General features: G+C 61.7%; 24 protein-coding genes and 1 other RNA gene. 11 read left to right on the top strand and 14 right to left on the bottom strand.

The window, feature by feature from the left end:
- The first annotated feature begins 135 nt into the window (after positions 1-135).
- The gene (locus tag M1E16_RS26400; RefSeq protein WP_458128757.1) at positions 136-1,503 is read left to right on the top strand and encodes a CYTH domain-containing protein; all 1,368 of its coding nucleotides are present in this window, start codon (positions 136-138) and stop codon (positions 1,501-1,503) included.
- Between the two features lie 105 nt (positions 1,504-1,608).
- Here M1E16_RS26400 and M1E16_RS26405 read toward each other — a convergent pair whose 3' ends face one another.
- Positions 1,609-2,079: an Lrp/AsnC family transcriptional regulator gene (locus M1E16_RS26405; protein WP_434627227.1), complete on the bottom strand. Its 471-nt coding sequence runs from the start codon at positions 2,077-2,079 to the stop codon at positions 1,609-1,611.
- Positions 2,080-2,205: 126 nt separating this feature from the next.
- Between M1E16_RS26405 and M1E16_RS26410 the strand changes: the two genes are divergently transcribed.
- From M1E16_RS26410 to M1E16_RS26420, 3 genes are all read left to right on the top strand, one after another.
- On the top strand, positions 2,206-2,544 hold the full coding sequence (locus M1E16_RS26410) for a hypothetical protein (RefSeq protein ID WP_434602191.1): 339 nt from the start codon (positions 2,206-2,208) through the stop codon (positions 2,542-2,544).
- Positions 2,545-2,695: 151 nt separating this feature from the next.
- Positions 2,696-4,480 (top strand): GspE/PulE family protein, encoded by a 1,785-nt coding sequence (locus M1E16_RS26415; RefSeq protein ID WP_305498037.1) that lies wholly within the window; start codon positions 2,696-2,698, stop codon positions 4,478-4,480.
- Between the two features lie 86 nt (positions 4,481-4,566).
- Entirely contained in the window at positions 4,567-4,887 is a 321-nt protein-coding gene (locus tag M1E16_RS26420) for a DUF2388 domain-containing protein (protein WP_186707601.1), read from the top strand.
- Between the two features lie 170 nt (positions 4,888-5,057).
- On the opposite strand, the gene gcvH is transcribed toward M1E16_RS26420, so the two are convergent.
- The 8 genes from gcvH to M1E16_RS26460 all read right to left on the bottom strand — a co-directional run bounded on the left by gcvH (position 5,058) and on the right by M1E16_RS26460 (position 14,146).
- On the bottom strand, positions 5,058-5,441 hold the full coding sequence (gene gcvH, locus M1E16_RS26425) for a glycine cleavage system protein GcvH (protein ID WP_458128758.1): 384 nt from the start codon (positions 5,439-5,441) through the stop codon (positions 5,058-5,060).
- Between the two features lie 52 nt (positions 5,442-5,493).
- The gene (gene gcvT, locus M1E16_RS26430; RefSeq protein ID WP_458128759.1) at positions 5,494-6,576 is read right to left on the bottom strand and encodes a glycine cleavage system aminomethyltransferase GcvT; all 1,083 of its coding nucleotides are present in this window, start codon (positions 6,574-6,576) and stop codon (positions 5,494-5,496) included.
- Between the two features lie 161 nt (positions 6,577-6,737).
- Positions 6,738-8,360: an ABC transporter permease gene (locus tag M1E16_RS26435; RefSeq protein ID WP_434696476.1), complete on the bottom strand. Its 1,623-nt coding sequence runs from the start codon at positions 8,358-8,360 to the stop codon at positions 6,738-6,740.
- 187 nt (positions 8,361-8,547) lie between these two features.
- Positions 8,548-9,552 (bottom strand): extracellular solute-binding protein, encoded by a 1,005-nt coding sequence (locus M1E16_RS26440; protein ID WP_434654821.1) that lies wholly within the window; start codon positions 9,550-9,552, stop codon positions 8,548-8,550.
- A gap of 216 nt (positions 9,553-9,768) precedes the next feature.
- The gene (locus M1E16_RS26445) at positions 9,769-10,986 is read right to left on the bottom strand and encodes a 2-octaprenyl-3-methyl-6-methoxy-1,4-benzoquinol hydroxylase (protein ID WP_458130371.1); all 1,218 of its coding nucleotides are present in this window, start codon (positions 10,984-10,986) and stop codon (positions 9,769-9,771) included.
- Positions 10,987-11,047: 61 nt separating this feature from the next.
- Entirely contained in the window at positions 11,048-12,235 is a 1,188-nt protein-coding gene (gene ubiH / locus M1E16_RS26450) for a 2-octaprenyl-6-methoxyphenyl hydroxylase (RefSeq protein ID WP_458128760.1), read from the bottom strand.
- A complete protein-coding gene (pepP, locus tag M1E16_RS26455) occupies positions 12,232-13,566 on the bottom strand; it encodes a Xaa-Pro aminopeptidase (protein ID WP_458128761.1) in 1,335 nt (444 codons plus the stop codon). The genes ubiH and pepP overlap by 4 nt, the downstream gene beginning before the upstream one ends.
- Before the next feature lie 25 nt (positions 13,567-13,591).
- Complete coding sequence (locus M1E16_RS26460; RefSeq protein ID WP_305386747.1) at positions 13,592-14,146, bottom strand: YecA/YgfB family protein; 555 nt, start codon at positions 14,144-14,146, stop codon at positions 13,592-13,594.
- A 129-nt stretch (positions 14,147-14,275) separates the two neighbouring features.
- Here M1E16_RS26460 and M1E16_RS26465 point away from each other — a divergent pair, with 129 nt between their 5' ends.
- From M1E16_RS26465 to M1E16_RS26480, 4 genes are all read left to right on the top strand, one after another.
- On the top strand, positions 14,276-14,485 hold the full coding sequence (locus tag M1E16_RS26465) for a TIGR02449 family protein (RefSeq protein WP_003177365.1): 210 nt from the start codon (positions 14,276-14,278) through the stop codon (positions 14,483-14,485).
- On the top strand, positions 14,482-14,799 hold the full coding sequence (locus M1E16_RS26470; protein WP_458128762.1) for a cell division protein ZapA: 318 nt from the start codon (positions 14,482-14,484) through the stop codon (positions 14,797-14,799). The genes M1E16_RS26465 and M1E16_RS26470 overlap by 4 nt, the downstream gene beginning before the upstream one ends.
- A 30-nt stretch (positions 14,800-14,829) precedes the next feature.
- Positions 14,830-15,009, top strand: a non-coding RNA gene (gene ssrS / locus M1E16_RS26475) — 6S RNA.
- 119 nt (positions 15,010-15,128) lie between these two features.
- Positions 15,129-15,734, top strand: a complete 606-nt coding sequence (locus M1E16_RS26480) for a 5-formyltetrahydrofolate cyclo-ligase (protein WP_434571030.1) — start codon at positions 15,129-15,131, stop codon at positions 15,732-15,734.
- A gap of 32 nt (positions 15,735-15,766) precedes the next feature.
- Here M1E16_RS26480 and M1E16_RS26485 read toward each other — a convergent pair whose 3' ends face one another.
- On the bottom strand, positions 15,767-15,913 hold the full coding sequence (locus tag M1E16_RS26485; RefSeq protein ID WP_305498028.1) for a hypothetical protein: 147 nt from the start codon (positions 15,911-15,913) through the stop codon (positions 15,767-15,769).
- 195 nt (positions 15,914-16,108) lie between these two features.
- On the opposite strand from M1E16_RS26485, the gene M1E16_RS26490 reads away from it, so the two are divergent.
- Positions 16,109-16,561: an EVE domain-containing protein gene (locus M1E16_RS26490; protein ID WP_434699100.1), complete on the top strand. Its 453-nt coding sequence runs from the start codon at positions 16,109-16,111 to the stop codon at positions 16,559-16,561.
- Between the two features lie 119 nt (positions 16,562-16,680).
- Here M1E16_RS26490 and M1E16_RS26495 read toward each other — a convergent pair whose 3' ends face one another.
- The gene (locus tag M1E16_RS26495) at positions 16,681-17,097 is read right to left on the bottom strand and encodes a flagellar basal body-associated protein FliL (protein WP_434571024.1); all 417 of its coding nucleotides are present in this window, start codon (positions 17,095-17,097) and stop codon (positions 16,681-16,683) included.
- 150 nt (positions 17,098-17,247) lie between these two features.
- Here M1E16_RS26495 and M1E16_RS26500 point away from each other — a divergent pair, with 150 nt between their 5' ends.
- Both M1E16_RS26500 and glpT read left to right on the top strand, forming a co-directional pair.
- Positions 17,248-18,225, top strand: coding sequence for an NADPH:quinone oxidoreductase family protein (locus M1E16_RS26500; RefSeq protein ID WP_434571022.1), 978 nt, complete (start codon positions 17,248-17,250; stop codon positions 18,223-18,225).
- Positions 18,226-18,440: 215 nt separating this feature from the next.
- Positions 18,441-19,790, top strand: coding sequence for a glycerol-3-phosphate transporter (gene glpT / locus M1E16_RS26505; protein WP_434627207.1), 1,350 nt, complete (start codon positions 18,441-18,443; stop codon positions 19,788-19,790).
- Here glpT and M1E16_RS26510 read toward each other — a convergent pair.
- The 3 genes from M1E16_RS26510 to ubiD form a co-directional block, all read right to left on the bottom strand.
- The gene (locus M1E16_RS26510; RefSeq protein WP_434602199.1) at positions 19,766-20,434 is read right to left on the bottom strand and encodes a gamma-glutamylcyclotransferase; all 669 of its coding nucleotides are present in this window, start codon (positions 20,432-20,434) and stop codon (positions 19,766-19,768) included. The genes glpT and M1E16_RS26510 overlap by 25 nt on opposite strands.
- Positions 20,435-20,743: 309 nt before the next feature.
- Positions 20,744-21,712 (bottom strand): CDP-6-deoxy-delta-3,4-glucoseen reductase, encoded by a 969-nt coding sequence (locus M1E16_RS26515; protein ID WP_434571016.1) that lies wholly within the window; start codon positions 21,710-21,712, stop codon positions 20,744-20,746.
- Positions 21,712-23,178: a 4-hydroxy-3-polyprenylbenzoate decarboxylase gene (gene ubiD / locus M1E16_RS26520; protein WP_458128763.1), complete on the bottom strand. Its 1,467-nt coding sequence runs from the start codon at positions 23,176-23,178 to the stop codon at positions 21,712-21,714. The genes M1E16_RS26515 and ubiD overlap by 1 nt, the downstream gene beginning before the upstream one ends.
- Positions 23,179-23,282: the final 104 nt, after the last annotated feature.

Here is a 23,282-nt window from a genome sequence, read left to right on the forward strand (position 1 = left end):
GGGGGTCCATCATAGAACCATCGAGAGCAAGGATGGAACCGTTCGGCGCGGAGGACCGACGAGTCCTGTACACTGCACGACCCTGGCAGCCACATCTCCCCCCGGCTGCGCACCCGATTCCTGGATTTTCCGGCCATGCAGAAAGAAACCGAAATCAAACTCCGCGTCAGCCGCGAGACCCTGGCAGCCTTGCGCGAGCATCCGCTGTTGAAAAAACGCAACAAGAGTGGCTGGGAACGCCACGAATTGATGAACCAGTACTTCGACACGCCGGAACGTGACCTCGCCCGGGCCAAGGTTGCCCTGCGCCTGCGCCGCGATGGCGAAGAAGTCATCCAGACCATCAAGACCCGTGGCCAGAGCGTTGCAGGCCTGTCCGAGCGCAACGAATACGACTGGCACCTGCCCAAGGCCAAGCTCGACCTGAAGAAGCTCGACGGCGAATGCTGGCCCGAGGCACTGGCGGAACTGGACAAAAAAACCCTCAAGGCAATCTTCACCACCGATTTCGTCCGCGAGCGCGCCGAAATTGCCTGGGGCCGTGGCAAAAGCAAGGTGGTCATCGAGGCCGCCCTGGACTTGGGCCACGTGGTGGTCGGCAAGCAGAAGGAAGAAATCTGCGAGCTGGAACTGGAACTGCGCGAAGGCGAACCCGCCGCCCTTCTGGAACTGGCCGCCGAACTGGCCGCGACCCTGCCCTTGATGCCTTGCGACATCAGCAAGGCTGAACGTGGCTATCGCCTGCATGATGCGAGCAGTTACGCCCTGAGCCTGCCGGCTCCGCAACTGACGGCCGAAACGCCGCTGGACGATGCTTTTGGCGCTTTGAGCTGGCATCTGCTGGGCAGCAGCCAGCGCCTGGCCGAGCAATATCGTTTCAACGGCCACTGGCGCCTGTTGCAGGACTGGGTGGAAAACCTCGCCGAACTGCGCGCATTGCTCAGCAGCCTCGGCCAGGCCGCGCCGCGCCAATCGACCCATGATCTGCGCGTCGCCCTGGATGCGCTGCTGGAAGACTGGCGTCCGCTGGTCCAGGCCGGCCTCGACGACGAAGACGTGCGCAAGGCGGCGCCGGAGCAATTCCTCGAAGAGCTGCAGGACCCGCGCTGGGGCCTCTTCTCCCTTGAAGCTTCGCGTTGGTTGCTCGCCCGCAGCTGGACCGCCGACCGCAACACCCGCGGCAATCGCCAGGGCGCGGCGCAACTGGGCAGCTGGCTGCCGCGCCTGCTCAGCGAAGAAGCTTCGTCGCTGCAACTGCAACGCTACCAGCAACAGCCGGAAGACCTGGCCGAGCAACTGCCGCGCATCGAACGTATCCAGGCCTGGCTGCATCATGCCCGCCAGGTGCTGGAAATTCCTGAGATGGACCGGCTCTACGGCGAATTGAACAAGCTGGCGCAATTGGCCAACGAATCGATCACCGACGAACTCCTGGATGCGCGCAAGCAGCAGGCGATTGCGGTTTACCAGAATCGGGCCTGGAAGACTTTGCTGCGCCTGTGATACCGCCTTCGCGAGCAGGCTCGCTCCCACACTGGATCATGTCGAGATCCCGATGTGGGAGCGAGCCTGCTCGCGAAGGGGCCGGCACATACACCTCGGATCCAACTAGCGCACCACCGGCAAACTCGTCGTCGACTTGATCTCCGACAGCGCCACGATCGAGTTCACCTCCTGAATCCCCGGCACCATCGACAGCTTTTCGAAAAAGAATCGCTCATACGCCTCGATGTCCGCCGTGACGATGCGCAGCAGAAAATCCACCGACCCCATCAGCACGTAGCACTCCAGCACCTCGGGAAACCCGCGGATCGCCTCGGTGAACTCGGTGAAATTCGAGCGACCGTGGGCGTTGAGCTTGATTTCGGCGAAGATCTGCGTGTTCAGGCCGATTTTCTTGCGGTCCAGCAGCGTCACCTGTCCCCGAATGATCCCCTCTTCCTTCATCCGCTGAATCCGGCGCCAACAGGGCGACTGGGACAAGCCAACCTGCTCGGCGATCTGCGCGCTGGACAGCGAAGCATCCTCTTGCAGCAACGCCAGTATTCTGCGGTCGTAGCTATCCAGCTCACTTTGCATAAATAAACCCTTAATATTCCGATAAGCGAATCAGCTTATTCACCATAGGCCCTAAATAGCTCATCTTAGGTAAGAAATACCCTTCTATGCATGTAAATATTTCTTCCGACCTCCAGGAGACCGAACATGCATTCACTCGCAACCGTATCCACCGCCCCGACCCGCGCCGACGCCTGGCACGCCGCCAACGCCCATTGCCGCGTGCATTATCAGATGCAGGCCGAAGCCGAACCGGACGTGCTGTGTCGAGCGTTGAATCTGTTCGCCTTGCAGGGCCTGACGCCACAGCAGGTCCACGTCGAGCGTCAAGACGATCTGCTGACGCTGGACATTGTCCTGGATGGGCTGAGCTGGCACCGTGCCCAGGTCATTGCTGAAAAATTACGTAACCTGATCAGCATGTGCTCGGTGGACCTGCAGGACGCCGATATCACGCGGGCCGGACGGGTCCTGGCGGCCGGTTGAGGGGTGCGCAGGCAAGAATTGGAAACGCATTGGTCGGGTAGTGGCCCAACGGTCCATAAGGTCGGGACTATTCTTTTGCACAACAAGCCGGGACGCCGAAGCGTCTGCATCGCGGCTTTGCTGCAACTGTCCAATAGGAACCCGAACGCCCATGTCCACCAAACACGCCACTCAGGACCGCTGGCTGGACCTTAACGATCTGCTCCGCCAACTGGTCGCCCAGGGCCTCATCAGCCAGGATTCAGCCGAAACCGCGCTCAACGCCCGGCGCCGGCATAACGCCAACAGCCAGTTGCACCCGCTGGAGTTCATCGCCAACCAACACCTGGACGACCTCAGCCGACCCGGCAAGCGCCTGGACCTTGAGAACCTGACGCTGTGGCTGGCCCAGCAGGCCGACCAGCCCTACATGCGCATCGACCCGTTGAAGATCAACGTGGCGGCCGTTACGCCGCTGATGTCCTATGCCTTTGCGCAACGTCACAAGATTCTCGCAGTGGCGGTTGACCGTGACGCCGTCACCGTCGCCAGTGCCCAGCCTTACGTCAGCAGTTGGGAAGCCGACCTGACCCACGTGCTCAAGCTGCCGGTCAGGCGGGTGGTCGCCAACCCGGTGGATATCCAGCGCCTGAGCGTGGAATTCTATCGCCTGGCCAAATCCGTCAGCGGCGCTACCACCGTCGATCAGCAACCGAGCAACCTGACCAACTTCGAACAACTGCTCAACCTCGGCGCCAGCGACCAGGAGCCGGACGCCAACGACGCCCATATCGTCAACATCGTCGATTGGCTGTTCCAGTACGCCTTCCAGCAGCGGGCCAGCGATATCCACATCGAACCGCGCCGGGAGCAGGGCACCGTACGCTTTCGCATCGACGGGGTGCTGCACACCGTCTATCAGTTCCCGCCGCAGGTGACGATGGCGATCATCAGTCGCCTGAAAAGCCTGGGGCGCATGAACGTCGCGGAAAAGCGCAAGCCCCAGGATGGTCGCGTCAAAACCAAGACTCCCGACGGCAACGAAGTGGAGTTGCGCTTGTCGACCTTGCCGACCGCGTTCGGCGAAAAAATGGTGATGCGGATCTTCGATCCGGAAGTATTGCTCAAGGATTTCGACCAGCTGGGCTTCTCCGCCGACGACCTGCGTCGCTGGCAGGACATGACCCGCCAGCCCAACGGCATCATTCTGGTCACGGGCCCCACCGGGTCCGGCAAGACCACGACGCTCTACACGACGTTGAAAAAACTGGCGACGCCGGAAGTGAACCTCTGCACCATCGAGGATCCGATCGAGATGGTCGAGGCCTCGTTCAACCAGATGCAGGTCCAGCACAACATCGAGCTGTCTTTCGCGGCGGGCGTACGTGCGTTGATGCGGCAGGACCCGGACATCATCATGATCGGCGAGATCCGTGACCTGGAAACCGCCGAAATGGCAATCCAGGCAGCACTCACCGGACACCTCGTCCTCTCGACCCTGCACACCAACGACGCGCCGAGCGCCATCAGCCGCCTGCTGGAGCTCGGCGTGCCGCATTACCTGATCAAGGCTACAGTGCTCGGAGTCATGGCCCAGCGCCTGGTGCGTACGTTGTGTCCACATTGCAAGGCGCCCATCACCCTGGATGAAGACGACTGGCAAACCCTGACGAGGCCCTGGCAGGCCCCGCTGCCGACCAACGCCCAGCAGGCTGTCGGCTGCTCGGAATGCCGCGATACCGGCTATCGGGGGCGGGCCGGGGTGTACGAGATCATGCAGTTGAGCGACAGCGTCAAAGGCCTGATCCACCCAGACACCGACCTGCTCGCCGTGCGCCGCCAGGCCTTCAAGGAAGGCATGCGCAGCCTGCGGCTCTCGGGCGCACAAAAGGTAGCGGCGGGCCTGACCACGGTCGAAGAAGTGCTGCGGGTGACGCCACAGAGTGAACAGAAGTAGCGTGTGGCGAGGGCTGACTGACGGGTCATGGAACTGAATCAAGGCTGCGGCAATCCAAAGTCATAGTTAACCCTGTGGAGTCACCTATCATGCGTCTCAAACTTGCTGTCGCGACCCTGGCCTTGCTTTCTCTTCCTGTTGGCTCGGCAATGGCCGACACGTTTTGGCGTAACGTCATCTCATCCGGTGCGACCACCGGTTCTACCTACCTGACCTTCAAGGACAACAAGCTGATCGTCGCCGCCCAGGACGACGCCGGCAGCTTCGTCGCCAGTGACGGCGGCATCCGTGGCCCCTACCTGGAAGCCGCGATGCAGAAAGTCCGTGCCGACAACCCAGGCCTGCAAGCCACCGACATGGAACTGGCCAACGCGATCCTGGCGAAAAACGCCGTCGCCCAGGAATGATGTCCGGCCGATAAAAAATGCCGCTCGATTGAGCGGCATTTTTTTGCCCGACGGATATCTCACAAACCAACGTGGGAGCGAGCCTGCTCGCGAAAGCGGTGTGTCAGCCAACCTCGATGTTGCTGATTGATCGCCTTCACGAGCAGGCTCGCTCCCACAGGTATCAAGTGTTACTCGCCGATAGCAGCCTTGTAGCCGGCAGCATCGAGCAACCTGTCCAACTCGGCCTTGTCGCTTGGCTTGAGCTTGAAGATCCAGGCGCCGTACGGATCGGAGTTCAGCAACTCCGGCGAGCCGTCCAACTCTTCATTGATCGCAATCACTTCGCCGGCAATGGGGGCGTAGATGTCGGAAGCGGCCTTGACCGACTCCACCACTCCAGCCTGATCACCAGCAGCAAAAACCTTACCGACCTCGGTCAGCTCGACAAACACCACATCGCCCAAAGCTTCCTGCGCATGGTCGCTGATGCCCACGGTGACGGTACCGTCGGCTTCCAGGCGCACCCACTCGTGGCTTTCGGCAAAACGCAGTTCGGCGGGGATATCACTCATATTCTGTGTCCTCAAGAGAAAGTGTCAGCGGCCGGCGGCCCGCCGCAAAAGGTTAGATCAGGGTTTTGCCATGGCGGACGAAGGTCGGCTTGACCACCCGTACCGGGTACCACTTGCCACGAATTTCCACCTCGGCACGGTCGGCGGTGGCCATCGGAACACGTGCCAGGGCGATTGACTTGCTAAGCGTAGGAGAAAAACTACCACTGGTGATCTCTCCTTCGCCAACATTGGCGATGCGGACCACCTGATGAGCGCGCAGAACACCGCGCTCCTCAAGTACCAGCCCGACCAGTTTGTGCTGCACGCCAGCCGCCAGTTCGGCTTCCAGCGCCGAGCGGCCGATGAACTGGCGACTCGCAGGTTCCCAGGCGATGCTCCAGGCCATGTTGGAGGCCAGCGGCGAAACATCCTGGTGAATGTCCTGGCCATAGAGGTTCATGCCCGCTTCCAGGCGCAAGGTATCGCGAGCCCCAAGGCCGATGGGAGGAATGCCAGCGCCCACCAGATCGTTGAAAAAGCTCGGGGCTTCATGGGCCGGCAGGACGATTTCCAAGCCATCTTCACCGGTGTAGCCGGTACGGGCAATGAACCAGTTACCGTCGGCACGACCTTCGAAGGGCTTGAGCTGCTGGATCAATTGGCCGCGTGATTGCGTGACCAGTTCGGCAATCTTGTGCCGGGCCTGCGGCCCCTGGATGGCCAGCATCGCCAGTTCGGGACGCTCGTGCAGTTGCACCGCGTATTCACCGAGTTGAGCCTGCATCCAGGCCAGGTCCTGATCGCGGGTCGAGGCATTGAACACAAGCCGGTAGCCGTCCTCGACCCGGTAGATGATCATGTCATCGACAATGCCGCCGCGCTCATTGAGCATCGTGCTGTACAGCGCCCGGCCGGTGTCCTGCAAGCGATCGACGTCATTGGCCAGCAAGCGCTGCAGCCAGGCCTTGGCCTGGGGGCCGGCAACGTCGATCACGGTCATGTGGGACACATCGAACACACCACAATCGCGGCGCACCTGATGGTGTTCCTCGACCTGCGAGCCGTAGTGCAAAGGCATATCCCAACCGCCAAAATCGACCATCTTCGCGCCAAGGGCGAGATGCAGGTCATACAGAGGCGTACGCTGTCCCATGGGTTTCTCCTTCCGGGCGTGGCGAAGGTGCGGACGGGTACTGCACAGCACGAACGCCTGAAAAAAAGCGCCCTCAGCTACCCGGTCCGACGGACGGACCGCACCGAATGCCGCGCATTGTATCCGCATGCCATGGCACTGGCACCTGGAGCCGCTCTCAATTAATTCAGAACGCGTCGATGAGCCGAGCGCCGTATCAATCCGATGACCGGCAACAGCCCGACCAGCACCAGGGTCAGCGCCGGCAATGCAGCCCGTGCCCACTCCCCCTCGCTGGTCATCTCAAAGACCCGCACTGCCAGCGTGTCCCAGCCGAACGGGCGCATCAGCAGGGTGGCGGGCATTTCCTTGAGCACATCCACAAACACCAGCAACGCCGCGCTCAACGTGCCAGGGAGTAGCAACGGCAGATACACTTTGAAAAACAGTCGTGGCCCACTGACGCCAAGGCTTCGTGCGGCCTCGGGCAATGACGGACGAATCCGCGCCAGGCTGCTTTCCAGCGGACCGTAGGCCACGGCCAGGAAACGTATCAGGTAGGCCAGCAGCAACGCCGACAAACTGCCCAACAGTAACGGCTTGCCCGCCCCGCCGAGCAGGGTCGATAGCGGAATGACCAACTCACGGTCCAGATAGCTGAACGCAAGCATGATCGACACCGCCAGCACTGAACCCGGCAAGGCATAACCCAGGTTCGCCAGGCCGACACCGGCGCGGATCGGGCGGGTCGGCGCCAAGCGACGGGCGAACGCCAGCAGCAAGGCCACGCAGACGGTGACCAGGGCCGCCAGGCCGCCCAGATAGAGGGTATGGATGATCAACCCGGCATAACGCTCGTCCAGGTCGAACCGACCGCGCTGCCAGAACCACACCACCAGTTGCAGCACCGGAATGACGAACGCGCACGCGAAAACCAACAGGCACCAGCTGCTGGCCGCCGCCGCCTTGAAACCGCGCAAATGGTAAAGCGCCTTGACCCGGGGCCGTTCGTTGCTGGCCCGCTGTGCTCCCCGGGCACGGCGTTCACCGTAGAGCACCACCATCACCGCCAGCAGCAACAGACTGGCCAGTTGGGCGGCGCTGGAAAGACTGAAGAAGCCGTACCAGGTTTTATAGATGGCGGTGGTAAAGGTGTCGAAGTTGAACACCGACACCGCGCCGAAATCCGCCAGGGTTTCCATCAGCGCCAGCGCCACGCCCGCGCCAATGGCCGGTCGGGCCATCGGCAGTGCCACCCGCCAGAACGCCTGCCAGGGCGATTGGCCGAGGACCCGGGCCGCTTCCATCAGACCCTTGCCTTGAGCCAGGAAGGCGCTACGCGCGAGCAGATAGACATACGGATAGAACACCAGCACCAACACCAGGATAACCCCACCGGTCGACCGCACCCGGGGCAGGCGCAAGCCGCTGCCGAACCATTCGCGCATCAGGGTCTGCACCGGGCCGGCAAAATCCAGCAGGCCGACGAAAACAAACGCCAGCACATAGGCGGGAATCGCGAACGGCAACATCAACGCCCAATCGAGCCAGCGCCGACCGGGGAATTCGCAAAGGCTGGTAAGCCACGCCAGACTGACCCCCAACAACGTCACGCCGACACCCACACCCAGGATCAGCGTCAGGGTATTACCCAGCAGGCGCGGCATCTGGGTCTCCCACAAGTGGGACCAGATCTGCGCGTCGATGCTCTGCCAGGACAGCAACAGCACGCTCAACGGCAACAGGACCAGCGCAGCGACGGCGAAGACCAGGGGATACCAGCGGCGTTGGGCGGGGTGGGTCAAGGAAAACTCTCGTAAGACAAACGGTCATGTGGCGAGGGAGCTTGCTCCCGCTGGAGGGCGAAGCCCTCCCGGGATATCTGCCAGGACCTATATGCCGGGGCATGATCTGGGGCTTTGGGGCTACTGCGTAGCCCAGCGGGAGCAAGCTCCCTCGCCACGGGTCGTCAATGAGCTGAAAGGGATCGTCTCAGTTCCAGCCGGCACGATCCATCAGGCGAATGGCTTCGGCCTGGCGTTTGCCCGCGACTTCCACCGGCAGAGTATCGGCCTTGAACTGGCCCCAGGCGGCGACTTCCTTGGACGGCTGGACTTTCGGGTTGGCCGGGAATTCCTGGTTCACGTCGGCGAAGATGCTTTGCGCTTCAGGCGTGGTCATCCATTCCACCAGTTTTTTCGCGGCGTCCGGGTGCGGCGCGTGCTTGGTCAGGCCGATACCCGAGAGGTTGATGTGCACGCCACGGTCCGCCTGGTTCGGCCAGAACAGCTTGACCTTCAAGTCTGGCTTCTGCTGGTGCAGGCGACCGTAGTAATAGGTGTTGACGATGCCAACGTCGCACTGGCCGGCATTGATCGCCTCAAGCAGCGCGGTGTCGTCGGAGAATACGTCGGTGGACAGGTTCCTGACCCAGCCTTTGAGGATCTCCTCGGTTTTTTCAGCACCATGGGTTTCGATCAGGGTCGCGGTCAGCGACTGGTTGTAGACCTTTTTCGAGGTCCGCAGGCACAAGCGGCCTTCCCATTCCTTGCCGGCCAGCGCTTCGTAAGTAGTCAGCTCACCCGGCTTGACCCGGTCAGTCGAGTAGGCAATGGTCCGCGCACGCAGGCTCAGGCCGGTCCAGGCGTGGGACGACGCCCGATACTGAGGGGGAATGTTGGCATCGATTACCGGCGAGGTGAACGGCTGCAGAATGCCCATCTGCTCGGCTTGCCAGAGGTTGCCGGCGTCGACGGTCAGCAGCAGGTCGGCGGTGGCATTTTTGTCTTCGGCCTTGATCCGCTGCATCAGGGGCGCTTCCTTGTCGGTGATGAACTTCACCGCGACGCCGGTCTTCTTGGTGTAGGCATCGAAAACCGGTTTGATCAGCTCATCGATGCGCGACGAATAGACCACCACCTCATCGGCAGCCTGGGCGACGGAAGTGCCGATCAGGGTCAGTGCGAGGGCGGACAGCAGGCGTTTGGTGGCCGACATGGTAGCGGTCTCTCGATTGTGAACAGAGCGCAAATGATAAGGACTCACATTTAGCACCACAATCGAACAGTGGGTAGACACGTTTCCAAATGTTGCACAGGTGGAAGAGGTGGCTGTTCCGGCCCCATCGCGAGCAAGCTCGCTCCCACAGGACAGCACTGGACAAATGTGGGAGCGAGCTTGCTCGCGATGAGGCCATAAGCTCCAAAACAACTTTCAGATCTTGGCCAGATCCGGCAGATCCCCGGTCAGCCCCAACGCCTCGCGTACGAACAGCGCCTTGGCTTCCGGCATGCGGTCTACCAGCTTCAGACCGGTATTACGCAACCAGCGCACCGGCAATGGATCGGCCTGGAACAGCCGCTCGAAGCCTTCCATCGCCGCCATCAGCGCCAGGTTATGGGGCATGCGCCGCCGCTCATAGCGGCTCAACACCTTGAGGTCGGCCAACCGCTCGCCACGCCCTGAGGACTGCAACAGCACCTCGGCCAACACCGCGGCATCCAGGAAACCCAGGTTGACGCCCTGCCCGGCCAGGGGATGGATGGTGTGCGCCGCATCGCCGATCAGCGCCAGCCCTTCGGCCACGTAACGCTTGGCGTGGCGTTGGCGCAGCGGTACGCAGACGCGAGGATCGGCGCCGAGCACCGCGCCTAGCCGGCCCTCGAAAGCCCGCTCCAGTTCTGCGCAGAAAGCGCCGTCATCCAGTGTCATCAAGCGCTGCGCTTCGCCAGGCGTGGTCGACCAGACGATCGAGCACCAGTCCTGCTGGCCGTCGCGCGCCAGAGGCAGGAAGGCCAGCGGACCATTGTCGGTGAAGCGTTGCCATGCGGTCTGGCGATGAGGTCCGGCGCAGCGCACGCTGGTGACGATCGCGTGATGCAGGTAGTCCCACTCGCGAGTGGCGACCCCCGTCAGGCGGCGCACGGCGGAGTTCGCCCCGTCGGCGGCAATCACCAGTGGCGCGCGCAAGGTGCGCCCGTCAGCCAGGGTCAGCAGCCAGTCGTCGCCGGAGCGGCGCATCTGCTCCAGGCGCGCATTGGCCAGCAGGCCCAGGTCGCAGTCATGCAACCGGTCCAGAAGGGCATCCTGAACGACGCGGTTCTCGACGATGTGGCCAAGCACTTCGGCATGCAGGCTGGCGGCGGAAAAATGAATCTGCCCCGTGCCGCTACCGTCCCAGACGTGCATGTCGGTGTAGGGACTGGTGCGTCGGGCGACGATACCGTCCCAGACGCCCAGACGATCGAGAATCCGCTGGCTGGCCGCCGACAGGGCGCTGACCCGGGGTTCGAACGCTGCCAGGGAATCAAAGGGCTTGACGCTCAGCGGGCTGCCGTCGAGCAACAACACCTGCAAGCCGCTGCCCTGCAACGCAAGCGCCAGGGCGCTGCCGACCATACCGGCACCGACAATCAGCAGATCTGCGCGCAATTCCATGCTTTAAGCCTGTGCTGCTGGCGACATGAGCCGCCCGTGAAAGGAATGAGCCGTATCAAGCATCGGGGCGAGTCCCCAAGCCCATGGCCTGGCGAGCGAACCAGCGCTTGGCCGGGGGCAGCAGGTCAAGGCCCAGCAGGCCGAGATTGCGGCCCACGGATACCAGCGGCAGATCGCTGCTGAACAGCCGCGTGACCTGGTCGGAGAAGCCGACGGTCAGGGCCTGGTCCATCCGCTGGCGCTCGCGATAGGCTTGCAATACAGAGAAGTCGCCGGGCGTGCTGTCGCTCCCGAGCAATGCATCGGCCAGTGCCTGCGCGTCACGCAAGGACAGGTTGAAGCCCTGGCCCGCTATCGGATGCAGGCTATGGGCAGCATTGCCGAGGATCGCCAGGTGCGGACGTACCTGCTCTTCGGCTTCCACCAGCGCCAGCGGATAAAGGTGTCGCGCACCCACCTGTTTCAACGTGCCCAGGCGATAGCCGAACACACTCTGCAGCTCACTGAGAAAACTACGCTCGTCGAGGGCTGCCAGCCGTTGCGCATCCATGCCCTGGCGAGTCCAGACCAACGCACAACGATTTTCCGGCAGCGGCAACAAGGCCATCGGGCCGTCGTCGGTAAAGCGTTCGAAAGCCACGCCGTTGTGGGCTTCGCTGGGTGTGAGGTTGGCAATCAACGCGCTCTGGTCGTAAGGGCGATTGCGCACACCGACGCCCAACTGCTCACGCAGTCCGGAGCGTCCACCGTCGGCCAGTACGGCGAGGTCGCATTCCAGCGTGGTTTCGTCATCCAGCGTCAAACGATAACCACCGACTAGCGGCTCCATCCGGGTGACTTGCGCCGGGCAGCGCCAGCTGACCACATCCTTGTCCAGCCCTTGCCACAGGCATTGGCCGAGCCAGGCATTTTCCACCACGTAGCCGAGGGCCGGCACGCCCTCCTCCATGGCGGACAACCGTGCGGTGGAAAACCGTCCGCGGTCGGAAACATGAATCTGTTTGATCGGTTCTGCGCGGCGGGAAATTTCCTGCCAGAGGCCCAGGCGCTGATAAATCTGTCGAGCACCGAAGGAGAGCGCCGATGAGCGCGCGTCATAGCTCGGCTGCCAGGTGTCGCCGGGGGCGAACGGCTCGATCAGCATGATCTTCCACCCCCTGGCCTTGGCGCCTGCCTGCAAGGCGAGCGCCAGGCTCGCGCCGACCAGGCCACCACCAATGATCGCCACGTTGACCCGGCTCATGCCGCTTGAGTCCGTGCGGCGGCCATCAGGGCCTCGATCTCGGCGACCGTTTTCGGCACGCCGCGGGTCAGGATTTCACAACCGGTCTTGGTCACCACCACGTCATCCTCGATGCGCACGCCAATGCCGCGCCATCTCTTCGCTACGCTGCGATTGTCCGGAGCAATATAGATGCCCGGCTCCACGGTCAAGGCCATGCCAACCTCCAGCACGCGCCATTCGCCACCGACCCGATACTCACCGACGTCGTGCACGTCCATGCCCAGCCAGTGACCGGCACGGTGCATGTAGAACGCCCGGTAGGCTTCGCTGGCGATCAACTGGTCCACCGCGCCGTCCAGCAGCCCGAGACGCACCAGCCCCTCGGTAATGACCCGGACCGTAGCTTCATGGGCCTGGTTCCAATGCTTGTCCGGGCCAATTTCAGCGAACGCCGCTTCCTGGGCCGCCAGCACGACCTCATAGATCGCCTTCTGCTCGGGCGAAAACTTGCCGCTGACCGGCCAGGTACGGGTGATATCGCTGGCGTAGCAGTCGATTTCGCAACCGGCGTCGATAAGCACCAGGTCGCCATCCTTGAGCGGCGCGTCGTTCTGCTGGTAATGCAGGATGCAACTGTTACGCCCCGCCGCGACGATGGAGCCGTAGGCCGGCATCTTTGCGCCGCCCTTGCGAAATTCGTAGTCGAGCTCGGCTTCCAGGCTGTATTCGTAAAGCCCGGGACGTGCCGCTTGCATGGCGCGGATGTGCGCCTGGGCGGAAATCCGCGCCGCTTCGCGCATCACTTTCACTTCCGCCGCCGATTTATACAGGCGCATATCGTGCAGCAGATGATCCAGGGCAACAAATTCGTTCGGCGGCTGGGCACCAAGGTGGGCCTTGGAGCGAATCACGTTGATCCACTCCATCAGGTGCCGGTCGAATTCGGGGTTGCTGCCCATGGCCGAATAGACCCGGTCGCGACCTTCGATCAGGCCCGGCAGGATGTCGTCGATGTCGGTGATGGGAAACGCGTCGTCGGCGCCGTAGTCCCGGATCGCCCCTTCCTGGCCGGCGCGCAAGCCATCCCACAGTTCACGTTCGGCATTGCGCTCGCGGCAAAAGAGGACGTATTCGCCGTGGGCGCGACCGGGCATCAGCACGATCACCGCTTGCGGCTCGGGGAAGCCGCTGAGGTACTGGAAGTCGCTGTCCTGGCGATAGACGTGCTCGACGTCGCGATTGCGGATCGCAACGGCGGCGGCGGGCAGGATTGCGATGCTGTTGGGTTCCATCTGCGCCATCAAGGCCTTGCGGCGACGGCTGTATTCCGACTTCGGGATATGAATCATGGGCAGACGGTGTTCCCTCTAAAAATTAATGCAAGGACGGTTTTGCGGCCGCTGCATCGGTTTTTTTGGTCTCGGTGAACAGCAGCAATGGCGCGACCCGCAGATACTCCATCACTTCCATGTAGTCGCTCTCGCCGTCGTCGGATTCCTCCAGGGCGTCCTGCACCTGGGAGATGGCCGCCAAGTCTTGCAACACTTCCTTGGCTTCATCGCTCAAGGCGTATTCGCGGCGGGTCAGGCCGAAGCCTGCGAGGAAACCCTGGCACCACTGACCCAGCGCAGCGGCGCGCTCAGCCAGCGGCGCGTCATCGGTGGGCAGCAGCAGGACGACGGTCATGTCGTCGCTGGTCAACTCGCCCTTGACCATTTCCTGCAGGCCGATGAGCGCGTTGCGCACGTTGTCCGCCGGCTCGCCTTCAAGCAGTTCGGCGGCGTCGGCCAACCAGCCGTCGGCATCGAAACCGGCGCCGGCACAGCTGCGGCCGAGCAGCAGGCCATGCAGTTCGGCGGGCGAGACAGGGTGGCCGCTGGTGCTCAGCAGGGTGGCAAAGGCTTGGTACGGAGAATTCTGAATGGGCATGGGCAGCTAGGCGCCAGACGGCGCTATGTCTAGAATGGAGGCCTTGTATCCTACATCGACAGACTCGCCAAGACCATTAAAGGCTGTGCGACCCAATCCCTCCATCAGACACATTCTTCAGTGGACACAATGGAAGACACCGACCTGCAAGCGCTGATGGCCAGACTCGAGCTGCTAATTGACCGGGTCGAGCAACTTAAGAGCCAAAACGGACTCCTATTAGCTCAGGAAAAAACCTGGCGCGAGGAACGCGCGCACCTCATTGAAAAAAACGAAATCGCCCGGCGTAAGGTCGAATCGATGATTTCGCGCCTCAAGGCCCTGGAGCAAGACTCATGAGTTCAAGCAATAGCGTTACCGTGCAGATCCTCGATAAAGAGTATTCGATCATCTGTCCCCAGGAAGAGCGCAGCAACCTGGTGAGCGCCGCCCGTTACCTGGACGGCAAGATGCGCGAGATCCGCAGCAGCGGCAAAGTCATCGGCGCCGATCGCATCGCCGTGATGGCCGCCTTGAACATCACCCACGACCTGCTGCACCGCCAGGATATGCCGGACGTACAGGCCAGCGGCTCGACCCGCGAACAGGTCCGCGACCTGCTCGATCGGGTGGACCTGGTACTCGCCACAGATCCGGACGTCAGCAAGGGCTGATTCGCGAGGCTGCCTGGGGTATACTTGCGTCACTCCCTGGGGTGCTTGCCAGTTGGTGATGTCCCTGAGCCGATACGCACAACCACGGGAGTTGCACGTTGGGGCCGGTGTGCATGTCCGCTTGACGGAAAGCCTTAACGCCTCCTGCAACTTCCACCTTGAACTTTCGGGTTCAAGGGCTAAGCCGACAGCGGTTCATCCGGGGAGCCTGATTCTTGAAACAATGCCAGTCATCATGACTGGCATTGTCGTTTCTGGCGTTTGGCGTTTTCCGGTCCCGCCGTTTGCGGTTACGCTGTGCCGATGTCACCGTCTCGCGAAGCATCGATATGACCGAACCTGCGTTGCCGACCCGCCCACAACTTCGCCGCCTGCTACGCCAGGCCCGTCGTGCCCTGACCCCGGCCCAGCAACGGCAAGCCGCCCACGGGCTTTATCGGCAACTGGCACAGCATCCGCTGTTTCGCCGCGCAAGACACATCGCCCTATACCTGCCCAACGACGGTGAGATCGACCCACGCCTGCTGCTGCGCGCCGCTCAACGTCGGGGCAAGGCGACTTATCTGCCAGTACTCAGTCCCTGGCCGCAGACCAGGATGGTGTTCCAGCGGATCCATCCCGGCGAAAAAATGCGCCCTAATCGTTTCCGCATCCCGGAACCACGCAAGAATATCGCCCGGCAGCGCAAAGTCTGGACATTGGACCTGGTATTGCTGCCGTTGGTGGGGTTTGACGATGCCGGCGGACGCCTGGGCATGGGCGGCGGCTTCTATGACCGCAGCCTGGCGTATCTGTCGCGACGCAAACAATGGCGCAAGCCGACGTTGCTGGGCCTGGCCCATGAGTGTCAGAAGGTCGAACGATTGGCGCAGGCAAGCTGGGATGTACCGTTACAGGGAACGGTCAGTGACAGGCGTTGGTATCTGGCGAGCTAGACGCCGCGAAACAGCGGCGTCCAGAAGACGGCTCAGCGCTTGAGTGCGGGCGCGGGCTGGGTGATTTCCATCGGTGCATCATTTTTGTTGGCCCATAAGCTCTGGGCATAACCCGTGGTAACGACACCCAGGCCGAACAGAATGACCAGGACCCACAACAAATCCGGTTTGCGTTTCATCGATTGCCCCCCTCAAGGCATATCACACACGATGACAGCAGCGGTTTTCTTATCTGGCCGTGCAGCAGCGTCAAGCTTGGAAGGCCGGCATTTTGCGGCAACGTGAACCGACACGCAAATGCTGGCGTCAACCGACTGTCGGTTTGTCATAAAATCGCTGAACCTTTTTATCGCCACCACCCAGGAGTAGAAATCATGGCCTACTGGCTGATGAAATCCGAGCCCGACGAATTGTCCATCCAGGGCCTGGAAAAGCTCGGCCAAGCGCGCTGGGACGGGGTTCGCAACTACCAGGCGCGCAATTTCCTGCGAGCCATGGCGGTAGGCGACTCATTTTTCTTCTATCACTCCAGTTGCCCGGAGCCAGGCATTGCCGGAATTGGCAAAATCATCAAGGCCGCCTATCCCGACCCAACGGCCCTGGAACCTGACAGTCATTACTTCGACGCCAAGGCCAGCCCGGAGAAAAACCCCTGGACCGCCCTCGACGTCGCCCATGTCGAGACATTCCCACGGGTGCTGAAGCTCGACTACCTCAAACAGCAGGCCGCCCTGGCCGAAATGCCGCTGGTGCAAAAAGGCTCGCGACTGTCGGTGATGCCGGTGACAGCTGAGCAGTGGGCGGCGGTCATTGCGTTGAAATCCTGACCAATGCAGTGCCCTGTCGGCCGCTTTCGCGAGCAGGCTCGCTCCCACAGGGGACTGGTGTTACCCACAAAACTCCTGTGGGAGCGAGCCTGCTCGCGAAGGGGCCCGCCCGGACAAACCTACTGAATGATCAGGTTGTTGAACAACAGATCATCCACCATCGGCTTGCCCGTCTCGTCGTTCATCACCTGCTGGGTCTGCTTCAACGCTTCCTGCCGCAGCTTTTCCTTGGCTTCAAGGTTGTTCATGGTTTCGGTCGTCTGCTGGGCGAACAGCGCCACCAACTGATTGCGAATCAACGGCTCGTTAGCCTTCACCGCCGCAGCGGCGGCGTCACCGGTCACGCGCAGGGCAACGTCGGCCTTGTAGACCTTCAGCTTGGTCGTTCCGTCCAGGCCATAGTTGCCCACGAATGGCGGGCTGAGCGTGATGTAACTGACCTTCGGCGCCTCGCCTTCTTTGGCTTCCTTGGCTTCTTCGGCCATCGCCGCCACAGGCAACGACAGGGCCAGCATCAACATGATCCACGCTTTCACATTCGACTCCTCATCCGATTTGCGGCCCAGCATACCGCCCCCTCGTCCCAGCACAAGCTTATGGCCGGCTATCAGGGCGGGGCATGCTCGTTGACCCCTTCACTCTCACACCTACACTTATCGGCCATCACTCCCAAAGGAATAGCCCTGATGAAAGCCGTGCTGTGCAAAGAATTCGGCCCCGCCGAATCGCTGGTGCTGGAAGACGTCGCCAGCCCCGTCGTGAAGAAGAACGAAGTGCTGCTGGACGTGCACGCCGCCGGGGTGAATTTTCCTGATACGTTGATCATCGAAGGCAAATATCAATTCAAACCGCCCTTCCCGTTTTCCCCCGGCGGCGAAGCAGCGGGCGTCGTCCGTGAGGTGGGAGAAAAGGTCAGTCACCTGAAAGTCGGTGACCGGGTCATGGCGCTGACCGGCTGGGGCAGTTTCGCCGAACAGGTGGCAGTCCCGGGCTACAACGTGCTGCCCATTCCCGCCGCCATGGAATTCAACACCGCCGCCGCTTTCAGCATGACCTACGGCACCTCGATGCATGCCCTCAAGCAACGTGCCAACCTGCAACCGGGTGAAACCCTGCTGGTGCTCGGCGCCTCCGGCGGCGTCGGCCTGGCGGCGGTGGAAATCGGCAAGGCCATGGGCGCCCGGGTGATCGCCGCCGCCAGCAGCGCGGAAAAACTCGCGGTAGCCAAGGCCGCCGGCGCCGACGAACTGATCAACTACACCGAGACCAGCCTCAAGGATGAAATCAAGCGCCTCACCGACGGCCAGGGCGCCGACGTGATCTACGACCCGGTGGGCGGCGACCTGTTCGACCAGGCGGTCCGGGCCATCGCCTGGAACGGCCGGCTGCTGGTGGTCGGCTTCGCCAGCGGGCGCATCCCCGAGCTGCCGGTGAACCTGGCCTTGCTCAAGGGCGCTGCCGTGGTAGGCGTGTTCTGGGGCTCCTTCGCCCAACGCCAGCCGCAGGACAACGCCGCCAACTTCCAACAACTGTTTGGCTGGTTCGCCGAAGGCAAGTTAAAACCGTTGGTATCGCAGGTCTATCCGTTGAGCAACGCCGCCCAGGCGATCAATGACCTGGGACAGCGCAAGGCGGTGGGCAAGGTGGTTGTGCAGGTTCGCTGATTGCCCAAGCTGTTTACCTGAACCGGGTCGCAGCGCTACGGCCCGGTTCCGCCATCCCCATACCGCCCTCCATTTATACCTGAGCGACATGTTCGTAAAAGAACATGAGATCTCCCACATTTCCGCTGTTTGGCCGATGCGAACCGGTGCTATTTTCGGTAATGAAACTGTAACATTCGCATCCGCAGTCAAAACAAGAAATCTGGAGCCCTTGAATGTTTGCTTTCTTTCGTCCCGCCGCACATCAGGCTCCATTGCCTGAAGAAAAAATAGACAGCACCTATCGGCGCCTTCGCTGGCAGATCTTCGCCGGCATTTTTATTGGTTATGCCGGTTACTACCTGCTGCGCAAAAATTTTACCCTGGCGTTTCCGGATCTGATCGCCCAAGGCTATACAAAGGGCCAGCTGGGGGTGGCGATATCGGCAATCGCGATCGCCTACGGTCTTTCCAAGTTCCTGATGGGCATCGTGTCCGACCGCTCCAACCCGCGTTATTTCCTGCCTTTTGGCCTGATAGTGTCAGCCGGAGTGATGTTCATTTTCGGTTTCGCACCGTGGGCAACCTCAAGCGTGACCATGATGTTCATCCTGTTGTTCATCAACGGCTGGGCGCAAGGCATGGGCTGGCCACCAAGCGGACGCACCATGGTGCACTGGTGGTCGCAGAAAGAACGCGGCGGTGTGGTTTCGGTATGGAACACCGCCCATAACGTCGGCGGCGGCTTGATCGGCCCGCTGGCAATACTTGGCATGGGCTGGTTCAACGACTGGCACAGCAAGTTCTACGTACCGGCAGCGGTGGCTTTGCTGGTCGCTGTATTTGCCTTCATCGTCATGCGCGATACGCCGCAATCGACAGGCTTGCCGCCCATCGAGAAATACAAAAACGATTACCCGGAAGGCTACGATGCCAGCCACGAAGAAGAATTCAGCGCCAGGGACATCTTCGTCAAATACGTGCTGCGCAACAAGATGCTCTGGTTCATCGCGCTGGCCAACGTTTTCGTCTACCTGTTGCGCTATGGCATTCTGGACTGGGCACCGACCTATCTCAAAGAGGTCAAGCACTTCGATTTCGACAAGACGTCCTGGGCTTACTTCCTGTACGAGTGGGCCGGCATTCCCGGCACGCTGCTATGCGGGTGGATGTCGGACAAGGTCTTCCGGGGCAACCGCGGCCTGACGGGCATGGTATTCATGGCATTGGTGACCGTCGCAACAATCATCTACTGGCTGAATCCGCCGGGTAACCCGATGGTCGACATGATCTCGCTGTTCGCGATTGGCTTCCTGATCTATGGCCCGGTCATGCTGGTAGGTCTGCAGGCCTTGGAACTGGTGCCCAAGAAAGCAGCAGGTACGGCTGCCGGCTTCACCGGTCTGTTTGGTTATCTGGGTGGCTCAGTCGCGGCCAGCGCCATGATGGGCTACACGGTGGACTATTTCGGCTGGGATGGCGGCTTCATCCTGCTGGTCGGTGCCTGCCTGCTGGCCATGGCATTCCTCGCGCCAACCCTGCGGCACAAGCAGATCGCCAGTCAGAGCCGCGACGCGATCGCCTGATCCAGCGCTGATTTGCAGCGCTTGAGCCGCGCCTCCAGATTACGGTCTGGCATGGCGTGGCTGCGCAGGGCGTGGATGGTCTGCTCGACATAATCGCGAGTCGTGCCATAACGCCCGCAGGCGCTTTCGAACACCTGGCTCAGCACATGATCCGGCAGATTGCCGGCATAGCTGGGCAGGTGTCGCTCCAAGACAAAACCCAAGGCCTGAACCCGATTGCCATCTTCCAGCCGACAGCTGAGCCAGTGCGGCCGATAGGACGGCACGGGCATCTCGCGCTGCCACAGGGCCAACAGCGAATCCTGCAGGTTTTCTTCCGGCAACCGGTAGGCGAAACCGCTGCACGAGCCGCCGCGATCCAGCCCGAACACCAGCCCTGGCAATTCCGGGGTGCCACGGTGTTCATGGGACCACAGATACAACCCGCGATGATAACCGTGCACTCGCCCGCGCATACGCTCCACCGCCGTGCATTCGGGCCGCCAGATCAACGAGCCGTAGGCGAACAGCCAGACTGGGCCGCCCTGGTGCAGGCTCATCGTCGAGTGCATCGATGCAAGCAGTTGTTCCCGGGTCAGCTGTGGCCCCAACTCGAGTCTTGGCGGATACAGCGCGCAGGTGATGGCGGATTCGATAGCGGTCATGGCCGGTAGCGGATGGCTCCTCGCTGATTGTGAATGGCTTGGCAACGCCAAGGTACTGGCGTTTGAAGGAACGAAGGCAAGTTGGATGCCATCGGGCTTCCATATACGTTATCGGTATCTAGCTCTCAGAACTAAATACCGAAACGAAATATGGGCCGTTATATCGATCGGCGTTCGTTCTTGTGGCGAGGCAGCTTGCTCCCGCTGGACTGCGCAGCAGTCCCAGATGAGGCGGTCGCTGCGCAACCGAGCGGGAGCAAGCTCCCTCGCCACGAAGAACTCACCGAGCCTAGGTTGGACGAACGCGGTTCAAGCCCGCGGCGCGTACGCAAACACATCGGCACGCATCTGATGAGCATCCATCCCGGCCTCCACCAGCGCATCAAGCGTGGCGTAGATCATCGCTGGTGAGCCGCTGGCGTAGACGTGGACGCTGGAAAGATCGCTGATGTCCTCGCACACGGCTTCATGGAGCATCCCGCAGCGCCCTTCCCAGCCGCACAAGTCGCTGACGACTTTGTGCAGGAACAGGTTCGGCAGTTTTTTCCACTCCTCCCAATGCTCGATTTCATAGAAATCCTCCGGCCGCCGCACGCCCCAATACAAATGCACCGGGTATTTGAAACCGGCGGCCCGGCAGTGCTCGATCAGGCTGTGCATCTGCGCCATGCCGGTTCCAGCGGCGATCAGCACCAGCGGGCCATCCGGCAACTCGGACAAGTGGGTATCACCGAACGGCATTTCGATGCGCACGGTAGGATTGCGCCGCAGTTGCTCCAGCAGCGCCAGCGCACTGCTTTCGCGCGCCAGTACATGTAGCTGCAGGTCCCGCCCCGAATGCGGCGCCGAGGCCAGGGAGAACGCCGATTTTTCGCCGTTCTCGCGCTCGATCATCAAGTATTGCCCAGCGTGATAGCGCGGCGGCTTGCCCGCCGGCGCCCGCAGGCGCACCCGCCAGACATCGCCGCCGACGTCACTGCATTCGGTGACCTGGCACGCCAGGTTGCGCACCGGCAGTTCACCCGGCGCCAGCACGCCATCCCAGAGCACCACGCAATCCTCCAGCGGCTCGGCAATGCAGGTGAAGATCTCGCCGTGATCACGCACCTCACCGGCCTGCGTCACGCGACCTTCCACCAGCAGCGCGCCACAGACATGGCAATTGCCATTGCGGCAGCTCTGCGGACATTCGTAGCCCAGGCGCCGGGCGCCATCGAGAATCCGCTCCGCCGGCTGTATCTCCAGCACCGCGCCGGAAGGCTGCAAGGTTACACGCATCAATCTATTCCTAACTGATTCCAGATGGCATCGATCCGTTGGGTAACGGCTTCATCCTTGACGATAACCCGGCCCCATTCACGGGTGGTTTCACCGGGCCATTTATGCGTGGCATCGAGCCCCATCTTCGACCCCAGGCCAGACACCGGCGAGGCGAAGTCGAGGTAGTCGATCGGCGTATTCTCGATCATCACCGTGTCGCGCTTGGGGTCCATGCGCGTAGTGATGGCCCAGATCACGTCGTTCCAGTCCCGTGCGTTGATATCGTCATCAGTGACAATAACGAACTTGGTGTACATGAATTGTCGTAAAAACGACCAGACGCCCAACATCACCCGCTTGGCATGCCCCGGATACGACTTCTTCATGGTCACCACGGCCATGCGGTACGAGCAGCCTTCAGGTGGCAGGTAGAAGTCAGTGATCTCGGGGAACTGCTTCTGCAGGATCGGCACGAACACTTCGTTCAGCGCCACGCCGAGGATAGCCGGCTCATCGGGCGGACGTCCGGTGTAGGTGCTGTGGTAGATCGGCTTGATCCGATGGGTGATGCGCTCGACGGTGAACACCGGGAAGCTGTCCACCTCGTTGTAATAACCGGTGTGGTCGCCGTAAGGACCTTCATCGGCCATTTCGCCGGGGTGGATCACGCCTTCGAGAATGATCTCGGCGGTGGCCGGCACTTGCAGGTCGTTGCCACGGCATTTCACCAGCTCGGTGCGGTTGCCCCGCAGCAGGCCGGCGAAGGCATATTCGGAAAGGCTGTCCGGCACGGGCGTGACGGCGCCAAGGATAGTCGCCGGATCCGCGCCCAGGGCCACCGAAACCGGGAACGGCTGGCCAGGGTGTTTTTCGCACCACTCACGATAATCCAGCGCGCCACCCCGATGGCTCAGCCAGCGCATGATGACCTTGTTGCGGCCAATCACCTGCTGGCGGTAGATACCGAGGTTCTGGCGATCCTTGTTCGGCCCTTTGGTGACGGTCAGGCCCCAGGTGATCAGCGGCCCCACGTCGCCCGGCCAGCAGGTCTGCACCGGCAGCATGGCGAGGTCGACAGCGTCGCCCTCGATCACCACTTCCTGGCAGATCGCGTCCTTGACGACTTTCGGCGCCATGGAAATGATCTTGCGGAAAATCGGCAGCTTCGACCAGGCGTCCTTCAGGCCCTTCGGCGGCTCCGGCTCCTTGAGGAACGCCAGCAGCTTGCCGATCTCGCGCAGTTCGCTGACAGCTTCGGCCCCCATGCCCAGGGCTACACGCTCCGGTGTGCCGAACAGATTGCCCAGCACCGGGATGTCATAGCCGGTCGGATTTTCGAACAGCAGTGCCGGGCCCTTTGCCCGCAGGGTGCGGTCGCAGACCTCGGTTATCTCCAGCACTGGGGACACCGGCACCTGGATGCGCTTGAGTTCGCCGCGCTGTTCCAGACCGCTGATAAAGTCGCGCAAGTCGCGATACTGCATGCAAAGCCTCATGGTGACCGTGGCGTTCGGGGGCCCGAGTTTAACGCCGCCCGTTCGCAATAGTGAATGCACAGACAGCAAAAAGCCGGGTTTCCCCGGCTCTT

The sequence above is a fragment of the Pseudomonas sp. Z2-11 genome (assembly GCF_054161305.1).